Here is a 16,724-nt window from a genome sequence, read left to right as displayed (position 1 = left end):
GTTCTGCCAAGATGCCACGTTTCTTCATCGACCGGCCCATCTTCGCGTGGGTCATTGCCATCCTCATCACCCTGGCGGGCAGCATCGCCATCTTCGAGCTGCCGGTCTCGGCCTACCCACCGATCGCGCCGCCGCAGGTCAGCATCAGTGCCTCCTATCCGGGCGCAAGCGCGGAAGTGGTCGAGAAGACTGTCACCTCGGTCATCGAGCAGCAGCTCACCGGCGTGGACGATCTGCTGTATTTCAACTCGACCTCACGCTCCAACGGGACGGTCACCATCACCCTGACCTTCCTGTCCGGAACCGACCCCGATATCGCACAGGTCCAAGTGCAGAATCGCCTGAGTCTGGCCGAACCGCGACTGCCCGAGGAGGTGGTGCGCAACGGTATTACGGTTGCCAAGGCCAACAACGACTTCCTCATGGTCGTCGCACTCAAGTCAGACGACCCGAGTATCGACAGCTATGCGCTGAACAACATCATCGCCGCCCAGGTGCTCGACCCCATTCGGCGCCTGCCGGGCGTTGGCGGGGCGACGCAGTTCGGCTCTGGCTATGCGATGCGCATCTGGCTCGACCCAGACAAGCTTCGCGGCTACGGCCTGAGCGCCGCCCAGGCACTGGCGGCGGTGCGCGCGCAGAACGTGCAGATTGCCGCCGGCGCCATTGGCTCCGAGCCTGCGCTGCCGGGCCAGGGCTTCACCGCCTCGGTCAGCGCTGCCACCCGCTTTACCAGTGCCGACCAGTTCGGGGAAATTATCCTGCATGCCAAGGCCGACGGCAGCAATGTGCGCCTGAAGGACGTGGCCCGGATTGATCTCGGCGCCGAGGCCTATGGTCACGACGTCCATCTGGCCGGTGACCCCATCGCCGGCTTTGCCATCCAGCTCGCCCCGGACGCCAACGCACTGGACGTGGCAGCCTCGATCCGCACCAAGATGGATCAGCTCGTCGACTACTTCCCGGCCGGTGTCGGCTGGATCACGCCCTACGACAGCACCCAATTCGTGCGCATCTCCATCCAGGAGGTCGTGAAAACGCTCGCCGAGGCCGTGGTCCTGGTGGTCCTGGTCATCCTGCTCTTCCTGCAAAATGTCCGCGCGACCCTCATCCCTGCCCTGGTCGTGCCCGTCGCCCTAACGGGCGCCTTCGCCGGCATGTACATAGCCGGCTTCTCCATTAATGTGCTGAGTCTGTTTGGACTGGTCCTGGCCATTGGTCTTGTGGTCGACGACGCCATCGTGGTGGTGGAGAACGTGGAGCGGCTCATGTCCGAGGAGAAGCTCTCACCCAAAGAAGCAGCGCGCAAGGCCATGGATCAGATCACCGGCGCGGTCATCGCCATGACCCTGGTGCTGGCGGCGGTCTTCATCCCCATGGCCCTGGTCGGCGGAAGCGTCGGGGTCATCTATCGGCAGTTTTCGCTGACCATTGCCATCTCAATGGGCATCTCGGCGCTGATGGCGCTGAGCTTCACCCCGGCGCTTTGCGCCACCATCCTCAAACCAGAACACAGGCCGCCAAACGCTTTCCTGCGCGGCTTTAATCGTTCCTACGGCTGGCTCTCCAGCGCCTACCTGGCGCGGGTGAGCAAGTCGCTGCGCCACACCCCGCGCTGGATGGTGGTTTTCCTCGCCCTCGCGGTCGTCGCCGCCTTTCTCTACGTTCGGCTACCTACCAGTTTCCTGCCGGAGGAGGACCAAGGCTATGCCTTCGTCATCATCCAGTTGCCGCCCGGTGCCAACATGGAGCGCACCGGCGCGGTCCTGCGCGAGATGGAGACCATTCTTGCCAAGCTGCCCGGGGTCGATAAGGTGCTGGACGTGGCCGGATTCAGTTTCGTTGGTCAAGGAGAGAACGTCGGTCTCGGCTTCCTGAGACTCAAGGATTGGAGCGAGCGCACCGCCGAGAATGAGCAGATTGGCGCCATCATCCAGGCAGCCAACGGTGCATTGCAGTCGATCAAAGGAGCCAAAATTTTCGTGGTCAACATGCCCACGGTGCGCGGACTGGGCCGCTTCGGCGGCTTCGACTTCCAGCTGGAAGACCGCTCCGGCGCTGGCCATGACAAGCTGATGCAGGCGCGCAACAAGCTGCTCCAAGCCGCAGCACAAAATCCTGTCTTGGCCGGCGTGCGGCCCAACCAACTGGAGGACGCGTCCGAGCTCCACCTCAATGTAGACCGCATTCAAGCGCAGTCCATGGGACTCTCGCTAAACGATATTTACAGTGCCATCCAGCTGATGCTGGCCCCCGTCTATGCCAATGACTTCAACTACGAGGGGCGCGTGCTCAAGGTGCTGTTGCAGGCGGATGCCGCCTATCGCAGCCGACCGGAGGACCTCGATCGCTACTACATCCCGAGCAGCCATGGCGGACTCGACGACATGGTCCCCCTGAGCAGCGTGGTGACCGCAGACTGGACTACAGCACCGCCGGCGATCGACCACTACAACGGCTATGGCGCCATCCAGATCAACGGCAGTGCCGCGCCTGGCTATAGCTCCGGGCAGGCCATGGCCGCCATGGAGGCGATCGTCCAAGACGATACCGCACAGGGCATCGGCTACGAGTGGTCCGGCGCCTCGCTCCAAGAGATCATCTCCGGCCAGCAGGCCCCTATCCTATTCGCGCTCTCGCTGCTGGTCGTGTTCCTCGCACTCGCCGCCCTCTACGAGAGCTGGTCGGTGCCTGCGGCGGTCATGCTGGTGGTTCCGCTCGGCGTGCTGGGCGCGCTCAGCTTCACTTGGTTTCGAGGGCTGGAGAACGATGTTTACTTTAAGGTGGGCCTGATCGCGGTCATCGGCCTTTCAGCGAAGAACGCCATCCTCATCATCGAGTTCGCCAACAGCATGCACCAGGCCGGCCGTGGGGTACTGGAGTCCACCCTGGAGGCCTGCCGGCTGCGCTTCCGCCCGATCCTCATGACCTCCATCGCCTTCATCCTAGGCGTCACGCCGCTGGCGATCTCCAGCGGCGCCGGCGCTAACAGCCGGCACGCCATCGGCACCGGCGTCATGGGCGGCATGGTGGGCGCCACCCTGCTAGGTGTGGTCTTCGTGCCCGTATTCTTCGTGTTCGTGCGACGACTCGTGGGCGATAAACTCGAATAGTGCCAGGGTTGGCGCGACAAGGAGCACTATCTCAATGATGCCAGAGCCAGACAGCCGCATGATCCAGGGTGTGATCGCCGAGATCATGCGCACACTGACCACAGAGGTGACCGATCAGTCGCTGCCGGTCGAGGGCGTGATGCCGGCAAGCATCGACGGCGTCTACTTTCGAAATGGGCCCGGACGATTTGAGCGCGGCGGGCAACGCTACGCGCATCCGTTCGATGGTGACGGCCACATCACCCGTCTCGACATTGGCCCGACCGGGGTTCGTTACAGCAACCGTTTTGTGCGCACCCGCGAGTACCTCGCCGAGGAGCACAGCGGACGCATGCGCTATCGTTCCTTCGGCACCAATCTTCCAGGGGGCCTGCTGGCCAATTTATTTCGAGTGCGCTTCAAGAACCCAGCCAATACCAGCGTTATCTGGCACGGCGGACGCTTGCTCGCGCTCTGGGAGGGTGGCCCCCCGCACCGGCTCGACCCCGACACCCTGGACACCTTGGGAATTGAAACCTTCGACGGTCGGCTGCGCAATCCCTATCCACCGCCGTCATCCTGGTTGAGCCCCGTATTGCCCTTCTCAGCCCATCCGCGCCTGGACCCCGCAAGCGGTGAGCTGATCAACTTCGGGCTCGTTTCCGGCGCCCCCAATCGGTTGCTGATCTACCAGGTAGACCACAACGGCGGTCTGTCTCTCAATCAGACTCATGCCCTTCCCCGCTTTAGCTTTATCCACGACTTTGGCGTGACCCGCCGTTGGCTATGCTTCCTGATTCCACACGCGGATTTTGATTTGGCCAGCGCCATGCTCGGGTTGAAGACCCCTGTCGGCTCCTTGCGCATTCGCACCAAACAGCCAATGCAGGCATTGTTGATACCGCGTTCACCCGCCCAGGGCCGGCCCACCCTGATCGACTGCGACAGTGGCTTCGTTTTCCATGTCGCCCAGGCTTTTGACAGCGACGACGGTGCGCTCGTGCTCGATGTGATCCGTTATCCCAAATATCCGGATTTCCGGCAGTTCGAGGCCATTTTTCAGCACCCTGATCCGGAGATCATGCCACGACTCGAGCGCATGGTGATCGACCCGACCAAGGGGCGCGCTACCACTCGCCGCTTGAGCGATCATGCCGCCGAGATGCCGATCAGCGCGCCGGAGCCATTTGGCGAGTCGCGACGCATTCTCTATAGCTTGGGCGCACCGCCGCAGCGGCAAGTCCCTTTCCTGAGCGCTGTTCAGCGTCTCGACACCGACACTGGCGATCTGCGGTGTCGCGACTTCGGACTCGATATGCCAGGGGAGCCCATGTGGGTGCCAGACACCGCCGGTGGCGAAGGCTGGCTTCTGACATTGGTGTATCGCGCTGGGCAGAACCGCACTGAGCTACTGGTAATGCGCGCGGATAATCTGCAAACCCAGGCATCAGTGATCCTTCCACATGGGCTGCCCATCGGTTTCCACGGTTGTTGGGTTCCGCGAGCCGAGCTTTGATTCTAAAAAAAGGAGTTTCGTGTCGAGTCAATCCACACTCAAGGGAGCGACAGGGACGCTGTGAAATGGATTGAAATGATTTTCAGGTTGGTCCTGACAACACGACTGTAATCCTTGGTTGTCATCAAGAATGTCACGTAAGATAGACAGTCGCATAAGCCAATCGATCACAACGAGACAGAAGGAGGACCGGGTGAGCACGAAAAGAATAGTTGTCATCGGCGCTGGTGTCGGCGGGCTCGTCACCGCCATTGATCTCGCCCGGCAAGGGATGGAGGTCACCGTCGTCGAGAAGGCGCAGGGCCCGGGCGGCAAGATGCGCGAGATCGACGTCGCCGGGGCGCCGATCGATGGCGGCCCGACCCTCTTCACGATGACCTGGGTGTTCGAAGAACTGTTCGCCGACGCCGGCGCCTCGTTCACCGACTACCTGAGCCTGCGCCAGGCCGAGATCCTCGCCCGCCACGCTTGGGGCGCTGACGAATGGCTCGACCTCTACGCCGATCAAGCGCGCTCCGCCGACGCCATCGCCCGCTTGGCCGGTCCGCGTGAGGGCGAACGCTTCCGCGCTTTTTGCGCCCACGCCCGCCGCGTCTACGAGACCCTCGAATATCCCTACCTGCGCTCGTCGCGACCGACCCCCCTGTCGCTCGTCTCGCGCATCGGCTTCACGCGACTCGGCGCTCTGTTAGAGATCAAGCCCTACACCACGATGTGGCGCCTGCTCGGTCAGTACTTCAGTGACCCGCGGCTGCTCCAGCTGTTTGGCCGCTACACCACCTATGTCGGCGCCTCCCCGATGCTCGCGCCGGCGACCTTAATGCTGATGGCCCAGGTCGAGCAGAACGGCATCTTTCTTGTCGACGGCGGTATGTACCAGATTACCGCCGCGCTGGCGCGTCTCGCCGAGGAGCGGGGCGTCACGCTGCGCTACGCCACCGAGGCGCAGCGCATCGAGGTCGCGGGCGGGCGCGCCCATGGCGTCGTGCTGGCCTCCGGCGAGCGCCTGGCGGCCGATGCCGTGGTCTTCAATGGCGACGCCGCCGCCCTCGGCGCTGGCCTGCTCGGCGACGACGCAAGCCGCGCCACGACTCCAACTCGGCCTAGCGAGCGCTCGCACTCGCTGATGGCCTGGACCATCACCGCACGCACCGAAGGCTTTCCGTTGGTGCGCCATTCCTATTTCTATTCCGCCGACTACCCCGCAGAGTTCCAGGACGTCTTCGAACGACAGCGCCTGCCGCAGGGGCCAACCGTCTATCTCTGCGCCCAGGACCGCAACGATCACGACGGCATCGGACCCGACGGGCCCGAGCGGCTGCAATGCCTGACCTATGCCCCGTCGAACGGCGACACCCATTCCTACGATGCTGCGGAAATTGAGCAATACGAAGAACGTACATTCTCCCACCTGGAGCACTTCGGCCTGAAAGTCGATCGCCGGCCAGATGCCTCAGTGTTGACGACGCCGGACCAGTTCCACCGGCTCTTTCCCGGCAGCGGCGGTGCGATCTATGGCCGTGCAGCCCATGGAACGATGTCCTCGTTCACACGACCAACCTCACGCAGCCGAATACCGGGCCTCTACCTGGCGGGGGGGACTACACACCCGGGGCCGGGCGTGCCGATGGCTGCGATCTCGGGACGGCTCGCTGCGGCGACCCTTATCCAGGATCTCACGTCGACGGGCCGGTCCCGACGGTCAATCGTGGTCAGAGGACAACGCCCATGATGCGCAGCTTGCAAAACCTCACCTGCGGAGTCTCAACGCGCTTGATGCTCCTCAGAACGTCGGCCAGATATGGACCGCAAAGAAATCCCGGCAGGGAGAAGCTGAAGGAATGGTGTCGGCCGTCCCGTTGATGCTTAGTCCCAGTCGTGGGTGTGGAAATGGCTGTGCTCGGTTGCCCCGTGGCGATGACGGTGGCGGTGCACCAGGTTGGCTGCGGTAAGCCGGTCGTGGTCGCTGAGAAAATCCTGGATCGGCCCATCGTAGAGGAGCCGATGGTCCTCGCCGAGCACCAGGCAACGCTCGCCGAGCTCGCCGGCGAGGCTGAGATTGTGCGTCGTTACCAGCGTCGTCTGCTTGAGGTCGGCGAGGAAGTCCACCAGCCATCCGGTGCTGCGCGGGTCCATGTTGGCGGTCGGCTCATCCAGCAGCAGCACCTTCGGCTCAAGGATGAGCAGCGCCGCCAGGCAGACACGCTGCTTCTCACCGCCGGACAGCTTGAACGGCGTGCGATCAAGCAGCGGCGCCACGCCAAGCTCGCCGGCCCAGTGGTGCACGCGCTCATCCACGTCATCGAGACCGAGTTGGCGCGGCCCGAAGGCGATCTCGTCGAAGACGGTCGGGTTGAAGAGCATGGTGTCCGGATTCTGGAACAGCAGCACCAGCTCGCGGCGAAAACGCTGGTGGAATGCCGCCTCGCGCAATGCCGCGCGGTTGACCACCCGACCGTCGTAGCAGACCGTCCCGGTCGTCGGTGGCAGCAGACCGTTGAGCACCTTGAGCAGTGTGCTCTTGCCGGTGCCGTTGGCGCCGAGCAGGACGACCTTCTCTTCGCGCCCCAGCCGGAAGTCGATGGCGCGGAGGATCTCCTGGCCCTCCGGCAGACGATAGCTGACCTCAATCGCCTGGAGCATTGTCGGGCGCATCCGGCTGGAAGAATCCGCGTGAGCGCATGGCGAGCGCGATCTCGCGCGCGTCGTGCTCGGCGCGGTCGAAGAGGTGGACCGCCGCCGCGGCGCTTTGCAGATAGCGCTCGCGCAGTCGCAACCGGCGCAGCCGGCGGCTCTCGGCCGCGAGTCGCAGATCCTCGAACAAGCGGCGGAAGGGGATGATCTGGCTCAACACGAGCGTCACAAGATAGGTCAAATTCCGGGAGAAGCTGAGTGCGCGCAAGATGTCGATTTTAGCCGCTAGGGTGAAGGTGAGAAAGATCAGGAGATAGACCCTGATGTTGACGAGGATCAGGTAATCGAGGCTCACTGCCTGACCGAAGAGCGCGCCCGCAGCGTAGCCGATGCTGATCACGAGGCTGAAGAAGAGCACCGCCCGCAAGGCTCGCCAGCCGATGGTCGGCACCTGGCGGCCTGCCAACGCGGCGACCAGGAGCAGACCGGCTGCGAGCCACCAGGGGTTGTGGACCGAGGTTGCCGCGACCACAGCAATGGCGTAGCCGAGCAGCAGCAACCGATCTTTCATCTCGCCCCTGGCCTCTAGCGACGGCGAAGGAAGCTGACGACCAGCACGGTCAGCAAGCCTTCTCCGAGTCCGAGGATGGCGTGCGGAATGAGGACAGCGGGCAGCGTCACTGACAGGCCGAACGGGAAGAACAGAGGTTGGCCGTCGCTCGTGTGCGCAATCACCGGCTGCAGGCCGAGCACCACCGCGACCAGGGCGGCCGGAACAACGGCGGCCAGCCAACCTGCGGCAAAGAGGCCGGCCCGTTCCCAGCGGGGCGCCAGCAGCCGGTACCCCAGGCAGGCCGCGACCGAACCGCCGAGTCCCATCGCGAGCGCGTTGACGGGCAGTACGGTGACACCCCCGGCACCGAGCACCAGCGCTTGCAGCAGCAGGACGAGCGACACAACGGCGAAGGTCAGCCAGGGACCGAACACCACGGCGAGGATTCCGATCCCGGAGGCGTGCACCGAGGTCCCGCCGGGCAGCGGCAGCATGACCGTCATGAGCACGAAAGCGAGGGCGGTGAGTACGGCGAGCCGCGGCAACAGCGTCTCATCAACGCGGCGGCGCAGTTCACGCGCCGCATAGACCCAGCCCCCGACCGCGAGCGCATAGGCTGGCAGATAGGTCTGTGGCGAGAGAAATCCGTCGGGGATGTGCATAACTCAGAACAGCGCCGAGATCGAGAAGATCAGCCGATAGTTCTCCTTGCCTTCTGCGCCCTGCTGCTCGTTATCCTCGTTGAGGTCTGTCGCGATCGGCAACTTCACGCCAAAGGCGAAGCTTACATTATTCCAATAGGCACGGACGCCGGGCGTCAGGTAAAGCATTTGACCACCGGTGCCGCGCTCTGCCACACCATCCTCCTTGTCGCGCCCGAGGTTGAGATAATTCAACTCGCCCAGCAGGTCGAGGCGAAAACGGTGCTCCGGGTTGGTGTAGAGCTTGTAGATCGCAGCGGTGTTGAGGCGAAATTCGTCGCCGAACTGGCCGGTGAACTTCTCACCCCCGTGGGCCGGATCGGCGTCGTAGGTGTTCTGCTGGAACCACAGGTTGGCGATGTCGACGTTCAGCGTCCAGCGCTCGCCCAGCATCTTGCTGGCCGTCGCGCCCAGCGTGAAGGTCGGCTTGCCGAAGCCAGTTGACTTGCCCTTGTCGATGTTGCCATCGCGGTCGCGCAGGTTGGGGTCGCCGGTCGGCAGCGTCGCCCCAGCATAGACCGTGAAGTGCCAGTCCTCCAAGTCGTCGAGGCTCTCTCGTTCCGGGACGAGCTTGAATCCATCGTCGTACTTAAAGCCAATGGTCGCGTTGATGGCGGCGTCGGCCCAGCCATGGGTGTTGAAGCGGTCGTTCTCGTCGACCTTGTCGTGGTAGGGCAGGAACGCATAGAGCGATAGCCAGGGCGTTACCCCGTAACCGAGCCCAGCCATCCAGAAGGTACTGGACTTGGCCTCGTCGTCCGTCTCGGGTGTGTAGGTCTTCCAGTCGGCGTCGTCCACCTTGAAATAGCTGAACACCCTGCCTTTGGGCAGGGTGGCCGAGGAGGACTGTTCCAGCGGCGCACCGGGTCCCTCAAGCGAGGCGGCCCCGAGACCGGCAACACCGTGGTGTGCGGTTGCTGGCAGCGCCACCAAGGCGAGGGCGGTGCCGAGTGCAAGGGGATGGTTATTCATGATCTTCTCCTCACGAACACAGACCAGATGCCGAAAATGCCAAAGATGATCGAGAGGCCGACCGCGAGGGCGGCGACGGTGCCCAACCCGGCCGAGGGCGCCGGCGACTCACCATCGGGGGCTGCGGCAATCGTGAAATCGCCGCCGTGGCCATCCTCCGAGAAGGCGCGCACGCGCCAGTCACCCGAGCGATCCGGCACAAAGGCCAGGCGGCCATTCGCGTCGGTCCGCCCGGCGAGGAAGGGCACGCTCTCGGCGGGCCGATAGACCTCGGTGGACTCGTAGCTGAAGGGGCTGCCGTCCGCGTAGCGCAGCTCGACGATGACAGCGCTCCCGGGCTGCGCTGTATGAATCAGGCTGTGCGCCTGCAGCGTGCCGGCGAAAAGCGCTGCCGCCAGGGCGAGGATGAGTCTCACTTGTCGCTGCCGAGGGCGAAGGTCAGCGCCGTGGTATGGACGATCTCGTCGGCCTCGGGGCCGGCGTAAGGCGTTCGCGTGGAGGCCTGGATCAACTGCATTCCGCCGTGTTTGACGCGAACATTCAGGGTGCCGTCGGCACCCGTCTGGCCGCGGGGCTTACCGTCGTAGCTGACTGTGGCGTCGGCCACCGGCTGGCCGTTGGCGAATACGCGCAGGGTCAGCTTGTCCCCATCCTTCAGGGCGAGAGGATTTTCCGCCGGCAGGATTTCCAGCGGAGTCGCCAGGGGACTGGCCGCTCCGGATCCCCAACGGGCGATGTGCTTGACGCTCTCGAAGCTCTGCCAGCTACCCAATGGCGAGGTGGCTTCAGACTTCTTGATGTTCTTGGTGCCGGCCGTGGTCTTGGTCCAGTAGCCGCTGGACGTCAGCACGTAGAGGACAGCGCAGTCGCCCTCGATTTTGACGGGTGAGCTGTCCCCGACCTGAGCGGGATTGCGACCGCCGGTCGCGTCCAGGCAGACAATCGACTTGACGATGTCGGGGGAGTAGTCAATTTGCTTCGCCCCCTCGTGCGACACACGCGGGTGGTGGCCGTAGATGAGTTGGTAACCGCCTGCCTCGGGCTTGACCCAAAGGTCATGCGCGACTGCGGCACTCATCCCCGCCGCGAAAACGATGCTGAGTAGGAAGCGCGTCGTCAAGCTCTTCATGGGTGCTACCTCTGCAAAAATTGGAGGCAGAGTGTAACACTAAAAACCATTTCGTAATACTTTGAAGCATTCCTCCACGGCTGCAGGACTCGGGTTCGGTTTTTCGGCCGTTCCCCGTCAATGCACTGCAGTGCCGATGCCGCTTGCTGGGGAGTTTGGGGAGCGCGTTATGTTCCGCAGATGAAGGGTGCACCCATTAGCCGCTTCGGGGTTAGTTCAGGCGAAGCAAGCCAGGTTCAGGCCTGTTTCAGTCAGGCCGCTCGCGGTGGCCGGTCTCCATGCTCCAGATGATCCGCCACAGCCTCGAGCCAACGCGCATCCGGCTGAAACCTGGCCACCCAGTCCGCTACTGCAGCCGCCGGCATGGGGCGCGCGATACCATACCCCTGCGCCAACTGGCAGCCCGCGTGCAGCAGTGCCAGACCATGCTCGGGCGTCTCGACGCCCTCGGCGATGACCTGCTTGCCAAAGGAGCGTCCCAGGCTGATGACGGCCTCGACGATGGCCAGATCGCTGCGATCCGTCAGCATATCGCGCACGAAGCTCTGATCGATCTTGAGCACGTCCGCCGGCACTCCTTTGAGATAGGCCAGGGACGAAAACCCAGTGCCGAAGTCATCCAGCGCGAAGCGCACGCCATAGTCATGGCAGTCGGTGATCACCGCCGACACATAGCCCACGTCGTCAAGCGCTGTGGACTCCAGAATCTCCAGCTCCAGACACTGCGGCGGAATTCGCGCATGACGCGCAAGATGCTCACCCAGATGTTCAGCAAAGCCGGGGGCTTGTAAATGCGTGGGCGAGATGTTCACACTCACACCCAGATGCAGCCCGGCAGCATGCCAGGTTTCAAGCTGCTTCAGCGCACTCTCCAGCACCCAGTCGCCGAGCGGTACGGTGAATTCAGATCCCTCAATGACGGGCAGAAAATCCCCCGGCGGTACCAGACCACGCTGCGGATGTTGCCACCGGATCAGCGCCTCGACCCCGACCACCCGCCCGACGTGCATATCGACCTTGGGCTGATAGTAAAGGACGAATTCCTGTTGATCGAGCGCGCGCTCGATGCGCGTGAGGCTGTTCTCTCGATCGCTATGCGCGCGCACGCGGCCATGCTCGAACAACTCAACGCGATTGCGGCCCAGCTCCTTCGCGCGATACATAGCCTGATCGGCCTGGCGCACCAGCTCATCGCCTGTCACCGGCTCACCGCGAAACAGGGTGCCACCAATGCTGGCGGAAATATGCACAGCTTTGGCATCGCTCGACAGATAGGGCCGTGCGAGTGCTTCACGCAGGCGGCTCATGCACTCACGGCAGGCGTTGATATCGTCCTGCTCGTTCAGTACGAGAGCAAACTCATCGCCGCCGATGCGCGCGACCGTATCGTCATCGCGCACTAGCGAGGCGAGCCGCCTGGCGACCTCAACCAGCAAGCAATCCCCGATTTTGTCGCCGCGACTGTCGTTGACTTGCTTGAATTCGTCCAGGTCAAGATAAGCCACCAGCAGCAAGCCACCGTTGCGTCGGGTGCGCGCCATGGCCTGCTCCAGGCGGTCGGCGAACAGGACGCGATTGGGCAACTGGGTCACGGCGTCATGGTGGGCCAGATATTCGAGCCGCCGCTGCTGCTCCTTGATGTGGGAGATGTCATCAAACAGAAAGACATAGTGCGTGACAGCGTCATCATCGTCTCTGACCTCGGAGGCCGCCACCAGGGCCGGGAAAGGCTCCCGCCGGTCGCGCGCGACCCAGAGTTCGCCTTTCCAGTGACCCTTGCTCGTCAGACTGCGATGCAGGCTTCGATAAAGGGTTCTGGGGTGGCGATCCGTTTTCAGGCGGCGCAGTCCGCGTCTGCTCATCTGTGACTCCCGCCAACCGGTCAGCTCGGTGAAGGTTGGGTTCAGGCTGACCACCCGCCCGCGACAATCAGTGATCAGAATCCCCTCGCGGGCACTGGCAAACACGCGCCCCGCCAGCCGCTGACGTTCCTCGGCACCCACGCGCTCGCTGCTATCCCAGATGTAGCCATGCCAGAGCACGGACCCGTCGGCGAGGCGCTCCGGCTTGGCCTGCGCATCGCGCCAGCCGAGGGCGCGCCCTGGGATCTGAACGCGATAACGGTCCTGCCAGAAGCTGAGATCGCGCGCAGAATCCTGGATGCCCGCAATTAGCCGGTCGATATCACCGGTATGAATCACATCCAAAACGGGCTGAGCGGTTTCAAGCACCTGCTCGGGAAGAACGCCGTATATCCGCTCGATGCCATCGCTGGCATAGGGAAAACTGAAATGGCCGTCAGGGTGCAACTGAAACTGATAGATAAATCCAGGCACGTTTGATGAGAGCTTGCGCAGCAGCGCATCGCGTTCCTCAAGTTGCTTTCGGCTGTCCCGCAGGCCCAGCGCCACGCGCTTGAGAAACTGCCCCAGCCGGCCGAGTTCGTCATCCGGCAAGGGCAGCGGCTCATAGTCAAACCGGCCCTGCTCGATAGCCGTCACCGCGTGGGTTTGGGCGGCCAGAAAGCGCCGGGCATAGCGCACGGCGGCAAAGCCCATCAAGGCCACGGCCAACCCAAAGGCCAGCAGCCAAAGCATCTGGCCGCGCAGCAGGTGTGGATAGAGTTTGTAACTATGGGTGTCGAGATCCGCAAGAAGCCGTTCGCCAAGATCAATCAGCCAGACCAGGCCGCTATCCAGAAATTCCTTGTGTTCCAGAATACCAAGCCAGGCGATGTAGTTGGCCTCGGCGGCATCGATGCGCGCGGCCATCTGCTCGCGCAGTCGAGCATCCGTCAGGTGGGCGAGATCGGTGCGCGCCTGATCAAGCGTGGTCAGATCGCGCTGCAGGTAGAATTCGGCGAGGTGCAAGATCAGACCCTCGACCAGTTGTCCTTCGGCTGGTGTGGCTGCGGCTGGCGGTTCGGCGAATAGCTGGTCGCGCGCATAGGCGGCATCGGTGCGGTAGCGAGTCAGCGTCTCGGTAAATGCGTTGCCATAGTGGCTCAAGCGGCTGTAAAAACGCGCCAACCCGCCCTGCAAATCCGGGGAGACATCGGCCGCAAAGGCCTCGACGGCTTGCAGCGATTGCCCAAGCTCGGCCAGCAAAGCTTGGTAGTGTTCGGCCTCAGTGGCGCTGAGCGCGACATCGTGCGGTTTGGTCGCCTGCAATGTTCGCAATTGTGCCAGCAGTCGATGCACATCGCCGGAGCGTTGGAAAATGGCGTTCACCGAGGCTGTCTGCCAAGCGGTAAAGCCAATCATCAGCGCAGTGAGCGCCAGCAGGATGGCGAACAGCATGGCGACCTTGCCGCTGACAGACCAAGAACTCATGGGTCGCGCCCCTCGGGTTCAGTTACGGCCGCCCTAGGATCAATCCGCTCCGGCAAGCGGTTGGCGTCAAGTGGTTGTGTCAGCAGAGCGTCTAAAATGCCCTGCCCTCGCAGCAAGGCAATCCAGTCAATCATGCCCTGATGCCAGTCCGCGTCGGGCTCGGCCACATAGGCGGTGGTCGGCAGGGACTGGCGCTCAAGTTCCGGCGTGGTGCCCAACCAGCGGGCGACAATCTCGGCATGGGCGGCCGGGTTTTCGATCAGGCGCTCGGTCGCGATGCGCATCAGGGCCAGAAACTGCTCCACCAGTGCGGGATGCTCGGCGAGTGCCGCGTCGCGCGCGGCGATGGCGCAGCAGGGATATGCCACGCCCGGCGCGCCCTTCTGCTCCATGCCGCTGATCAAGGCTACCAGTCGCCCGGTGCCGGAGCTCTGTGCCAACGCCAGATAGGGCTGCATGCTCACGAACCCGTCAATGAGACCATGATCAAGTGCCGGCACCAGGTTTTGCGGTCCCGAGAGATTGATCAGCATCACCTGGACATCCGCCTGGACATCGGTGGTTTCCGGAGTTTTGCTGAACGGGATGCCCGCATCGGCCAGCTGCTGCTCGAACACCAGATTCTGCACCGACAATGACGCCTTGTAACCAATGCGCAGCGGTTTCTTGCGTGTGTGCGCGTAAGCGATAAACTCGCTCCAGTTGGTCACCGGCAGCTCAGACGCGACCACCAGCCCGGCACCGTCGCGCATGGCCGGCGCGAGAATGCGAATCGGCATGCCCTGATCGATCTGATCGAGCATCGCCGGCACCCCGCCGAAGCTCAGGTCAAGCTGATCCTCGGCCAGACGGCGGATCAGGCCTATGCCACCGGTGCTACTGTCGATCAGCAGATGCGCCAGTATCCGGTTGTCCTGCACCAGATCGTAGCGGGTGGCGAACTCGCGCTCGGCCAGATGCACGCCATCAGCCGTGCGGATCTGATCCGGTGCGCTCGCCGCAAGGAAGAGCGCGGCATGATGATCATGGGGCGCGTGTCCGATGCGCAGCTCTGGCGGGCCGCTCGCGCCATCCTGACAGCCGCCGCTAAGCAGCAGGCCAATTGCAAGCCCACAGACAGCGGTCAATAACGACAACCGCCGCCAGCCGGATGCCGGAAAATTCCAGAGCCAGTTTGGATCAGAGCTCATAGCCAAGACGGTGTCCGATGGAATTTCATCCTACCAAGCCCGCCGCGCAGAGCAGGTCATGGCGGGAATTTCGGTAAACACTATCGTCAACATTATACGGGTTCCGTGCCATGATCACAGGTGTCAATTGCCACTGGCAGTTTGCGGCCTCAGGTTGACGAATGATGTTATTGGTAATGCTGTTCGACGGATAAACACCGCGACCAAACTCAAGATGACAAAACTGGAGGAAAGATCAGAGCGTCATCTTCGATCTGGTAGACCAAGCGGTAGCCTTGCTTGCGCAGCTTGATCTTGTAGCAGTCGCGCAGCTCCCGGTGCAGTTCGGCGCCTGGGACATGAGGTTGCGCAAGACGCTTCTTCAACAGCTTCTTGAAGAGAGCTTTGACGCTGCCGTCCAGTGCATTCCATTCATCCAATGCGGCGGGAAGGAGCTTCAGCCGGTATGTCGTCGCCCGCTCGGGCGCATCAGATCTGGTCAAGATCGACCTCAATGGCTTTGTCCTTCTCTGCCAGTCTTTGGCGGACAAGCGCACAGGACATGCCGGCGCCTATCCAGAAATCCAGGTCCTTGTCCAGCAGTTCATCCCAGCGCATGTAGTGCGAGCCGTCGCAGCTGAAGTTGAGGCCGACGATACCGTTGAAGATGTTCAACGAACCCGAGCGCAGGTAGATGTTCTCGTCCATGAAGCGCAGCCCCTTGAAGCTGTTGCAGACGTCGCCGACGCGGTTGGCTGGGATCAGGGCCTCGTCCGGGTAGGCGCGTCGCGGATAGGCGAGCCGGATGTCGGGGTTGGTGAGGTCCTCGAAGTCGAGTACGCGAAAGCGGTAGGGGTCGTCGAGGGACCAGAGCGTCGCGCGCGAGCTTGAAAAGTGCAGTTTGCCGTGGAATACGCCATGGCTTGTCAGTAGCTCCGTCAGCAGGTCCAACACGGCATCGAGCTTGCCGTCCATCAGGCTCTCGACACGTTGCTGGTAGAAGAGCCCGCCGCGAATGGCAGGGTCGCCCTTGAGCTGTAGCCACTGGTCGGACTGCTGGTAGAGCTCGCGGGTCAGCGGTAACTCGCGCAGGTCGAAGTCGGCGCCCAGGAAACCGATGAGTCTGCCATCGGCATCCGTGATGCGCTGTATCGCGGTCAGGGACGGTCGCCGTTGGTTGCGGCTGAGGTAGGCCGGCGACAGGGAAAAGCTTGCCCCCGCCAGCGCCTCGCTCAGATAGCTCCGCTGGCTGCGATCGCGACCGCAGTGCGCCGGCAGCGGGCCCTGTCGCGACAGGTTCGAAGTGACCTGTTGCGCATCCTGATCGAGCAGGTACAGGTAGATACTGGCGGGGATCTCTGTCAGCGCCTTGTCCAGCAGCGCCTCCAAGGCGGCCCGGTTACCCCAGGCCGCGCGGCAGGGCGCCACCAGTCGACCGAGCTGGCCGGCGAGTCTGCCGTGGAGCAGCATGCGCTGGCGGGCGATGGCGGCTTGTAGTGCTTCACTCATGGGGGTTGCCTACTCCAGGTATTTGGGAAATCGCTTCGCTTGCAGACCGCAAGCGACATCAAAATCGGTATCGGTATCGGTATCGGTATCGAAATCGACCAGCCTCGCAATCTCAGG

The 16,724-nt window shown here is 63.0% G+C and carries 13 protein-coding genes; 3 read left to right on the top strand and 10 right to left on the bottom strand.

The genetic code is table 11. The features are described 5' to 3' along the window. The first annotated feature begins 11 nt into the window (after window positions 1-11). The 3 genes from Thiofri_RS12100 (at window position 12) to crtD (ending at window position 6,340) form a co-directional block, all read left to right on the top strand. On the top strand, window positions 12-3,113 hold the full coding sequence (locus Thiofri_RS12100) for an efflux RND transporter permease subunit (RefSeq protein ID WP_009151609.1): 3,102 nt from the start codon (window positions 12-14) through the stop codon (window positions 3,111-3,113). A gap of 34 nt (window positions 3,114-3,147) precedes the next feature. Then, window positions 3,148-4,608 carry a carotenoid oxygenase family protein gene (locus Thiofri_RS12095; RefSeq protein WP_009151610.1) on the top strand — a complete coding sequence of 487 codons (1,461 nt, stop codon included), beginning with the start codon at window positions 3,148-3,150 and terminating at the stop codon, window positions 4,606-4,608. Between the two features lie 193 nt (window positions 4,609-4,801). Next, window positions 4,802-6,340: a 1-hydroxycarotenoid 3,4-desaturase CrtD gene (gene crtD / locus Thiofri_RS12090; protein ID WP_009151611.1), complete on the top strand. Its 1,539-nt coding sequence runs from the start codon at window positions 4,802-4,804 to the stop codon at window positions 6,338-6,340. Window positions 6,341-6,474: 134 nt separating this feature from the next. On the opposite strand, the gene Thiofri_RS12085 is transcribed toward crtD, so the two are convergent. The 10 genes from Thiofri_RS12085 to Thiofri_RS12040 all read right to left on the bottom strand — a co-directional run bounded on the left by Thiofri_RS12085 (window position 6,475) and on the right by Thiofri_RS12040 (window position 16,607). After that, entirely contained in the window at window positions 6,475-7,251 is a 777-nt protein-coding gene (locus tag Thiofri_RS12085; RefSeq protein ID WP_009151612.1) for an energy-coupling factor ABC transporter ATP-binding protein, read from the bottom strand. Further along, window positions 7,235-7,801, bottom strand: coding sequence for an ABC transporter permease (locus tag Thiofri_RS12080; RefSeq protein WP_143742110.1), 567 nt, complete (start codon window positions 7,799-7,801; stop codon window positions 7,235-7,237). The genes Thiofri_RS12085 and Thiofri_RS12080 overlap by 17 nt, the downstream gene beginning before the upstream one ends. A 26-nt stretch (window positions 7,802-7,827) precedes the next feature. Continuing rightward, window positions 7,828-8,457, bottom strand: a complete 630-nt coding sequence (locus Thiofri_RS12075; RefSeq protein WP_009151614.1) for an energy-coupling factor ABC transporter permease — start codon at window positions 8,455-8,457, stop codon at window positions 7,828-7,830. 3 nt (window positions 8,458-8,460) lie between these two features. Then, window positions 8,461-9,468 (bottom strand): transporter, encoded by a 1,008-nt coding sequence (locus tag Thiofri_RS12070; protein WP_009151615.1) that lies wholly within the window; start codon window positions 9,466-9,468, stop codon window positions 8,461-8,463. Further along, window positions 9,465-9,884 carry a hypothetical protein gene (locus Thiofri_RS12065; RefSeq protein ID WP_009151616.1) on the bottom strand — a complete coding sequence of 140 codons (420 nt, stop codon included), beginning with the start codon at window positions 9,882-9,884 and terminating at the stop codon, window positions 9,465-9,467. Before Thiofri_RS12065 ends, Thiofri_RS12070 begins: the two co-directional genes overlap by 4 nt. Continuing rightward, the gene (locus Thiofri_RS12060) at window positions 9,881-10,597 is read right to left on the bottom strand and encodes a DUF4198 domain-containing protein (protein ID WP_009151617.1); all 717 of its coding nucleotides are present in this window, start codon (window positions 10,595-10,597) and stop codon (window positions 9,881-9,883) included. Before Thiofri_RS12060 ends, Thiofri_RS12065 begins: the two co-directional genes overlap by 4 nt. Window positions 10,598-10,848: 251 nt before the next feature. Further along, window positions 10,849-13,929 (bottom strand): EAL domain-containing protein, encoded by a 3,081-nt coding sequence (locus Thiofri_RS12055; protein WP_009151618.1) that lies wholly within the window; start codon window positions 13,927-13,929, stop codon window positions 10,849-10,851. Then, a complete protein-coding gene (locus tag Thiofri_RS12050) occupies window positions 13,926-15,119 on the bottom strand; it encodes an ABC transporter substrate-binding protein (protein WP_009151619.1) in 1,194 nt (397 codons plus the stop codon). Before Thiofri_RS12050 ends, Thiofri_RS12055 begins: the two co-directional genes overlap by 4 nt. 209 nt (window positions 15,120-15,328) lie before the next feature. Beyond that, window positions 15,329-15,601: a type II toxin-antitoxin system RelE family toxin gene (locus Thiofri_RS12045; RefSeq protein ID WP_009151620.1), complete on the bottom strand. Its 273-nt coding sequence runs from the start codon at window positions 15,599-15,601 to the stop codon at window positions 15,329-15,331. Then, window positions 15,588-16,607, bottom strand: coding sequence for a PDC sensor domain-containing protein (locus tag Thiofri_RS12040; protein ID WP_009151621.1), 1,020 nt, complete (start codon window positions 16,605-16,607; stop codon window positions 15,588-15,590). The genes Thiofri_RS12045 and Thiofri_RS12040 overlap by 14 nt, the downstream gene beginning before the upstream one ends. Window positions 16,608-16,724: the final 117 nt, after the last annotated feature.

Origin of the sequence: Thiorhodovibrio frisius (assembly GCF_033954835.1) — a bacterium.
Taxonomy (GTDB): Bacteria; Pseudomonadota; Gammaproteobacteria; order Chromatiales; family Chromatiaceae; genus Thiorhodovibrio; species Thiorhodovibrio frisius.
Note: the sequence above shows the minus strand (reverse complement) of the source record. Positions and strands in the feature narration are given on the sequence as shown.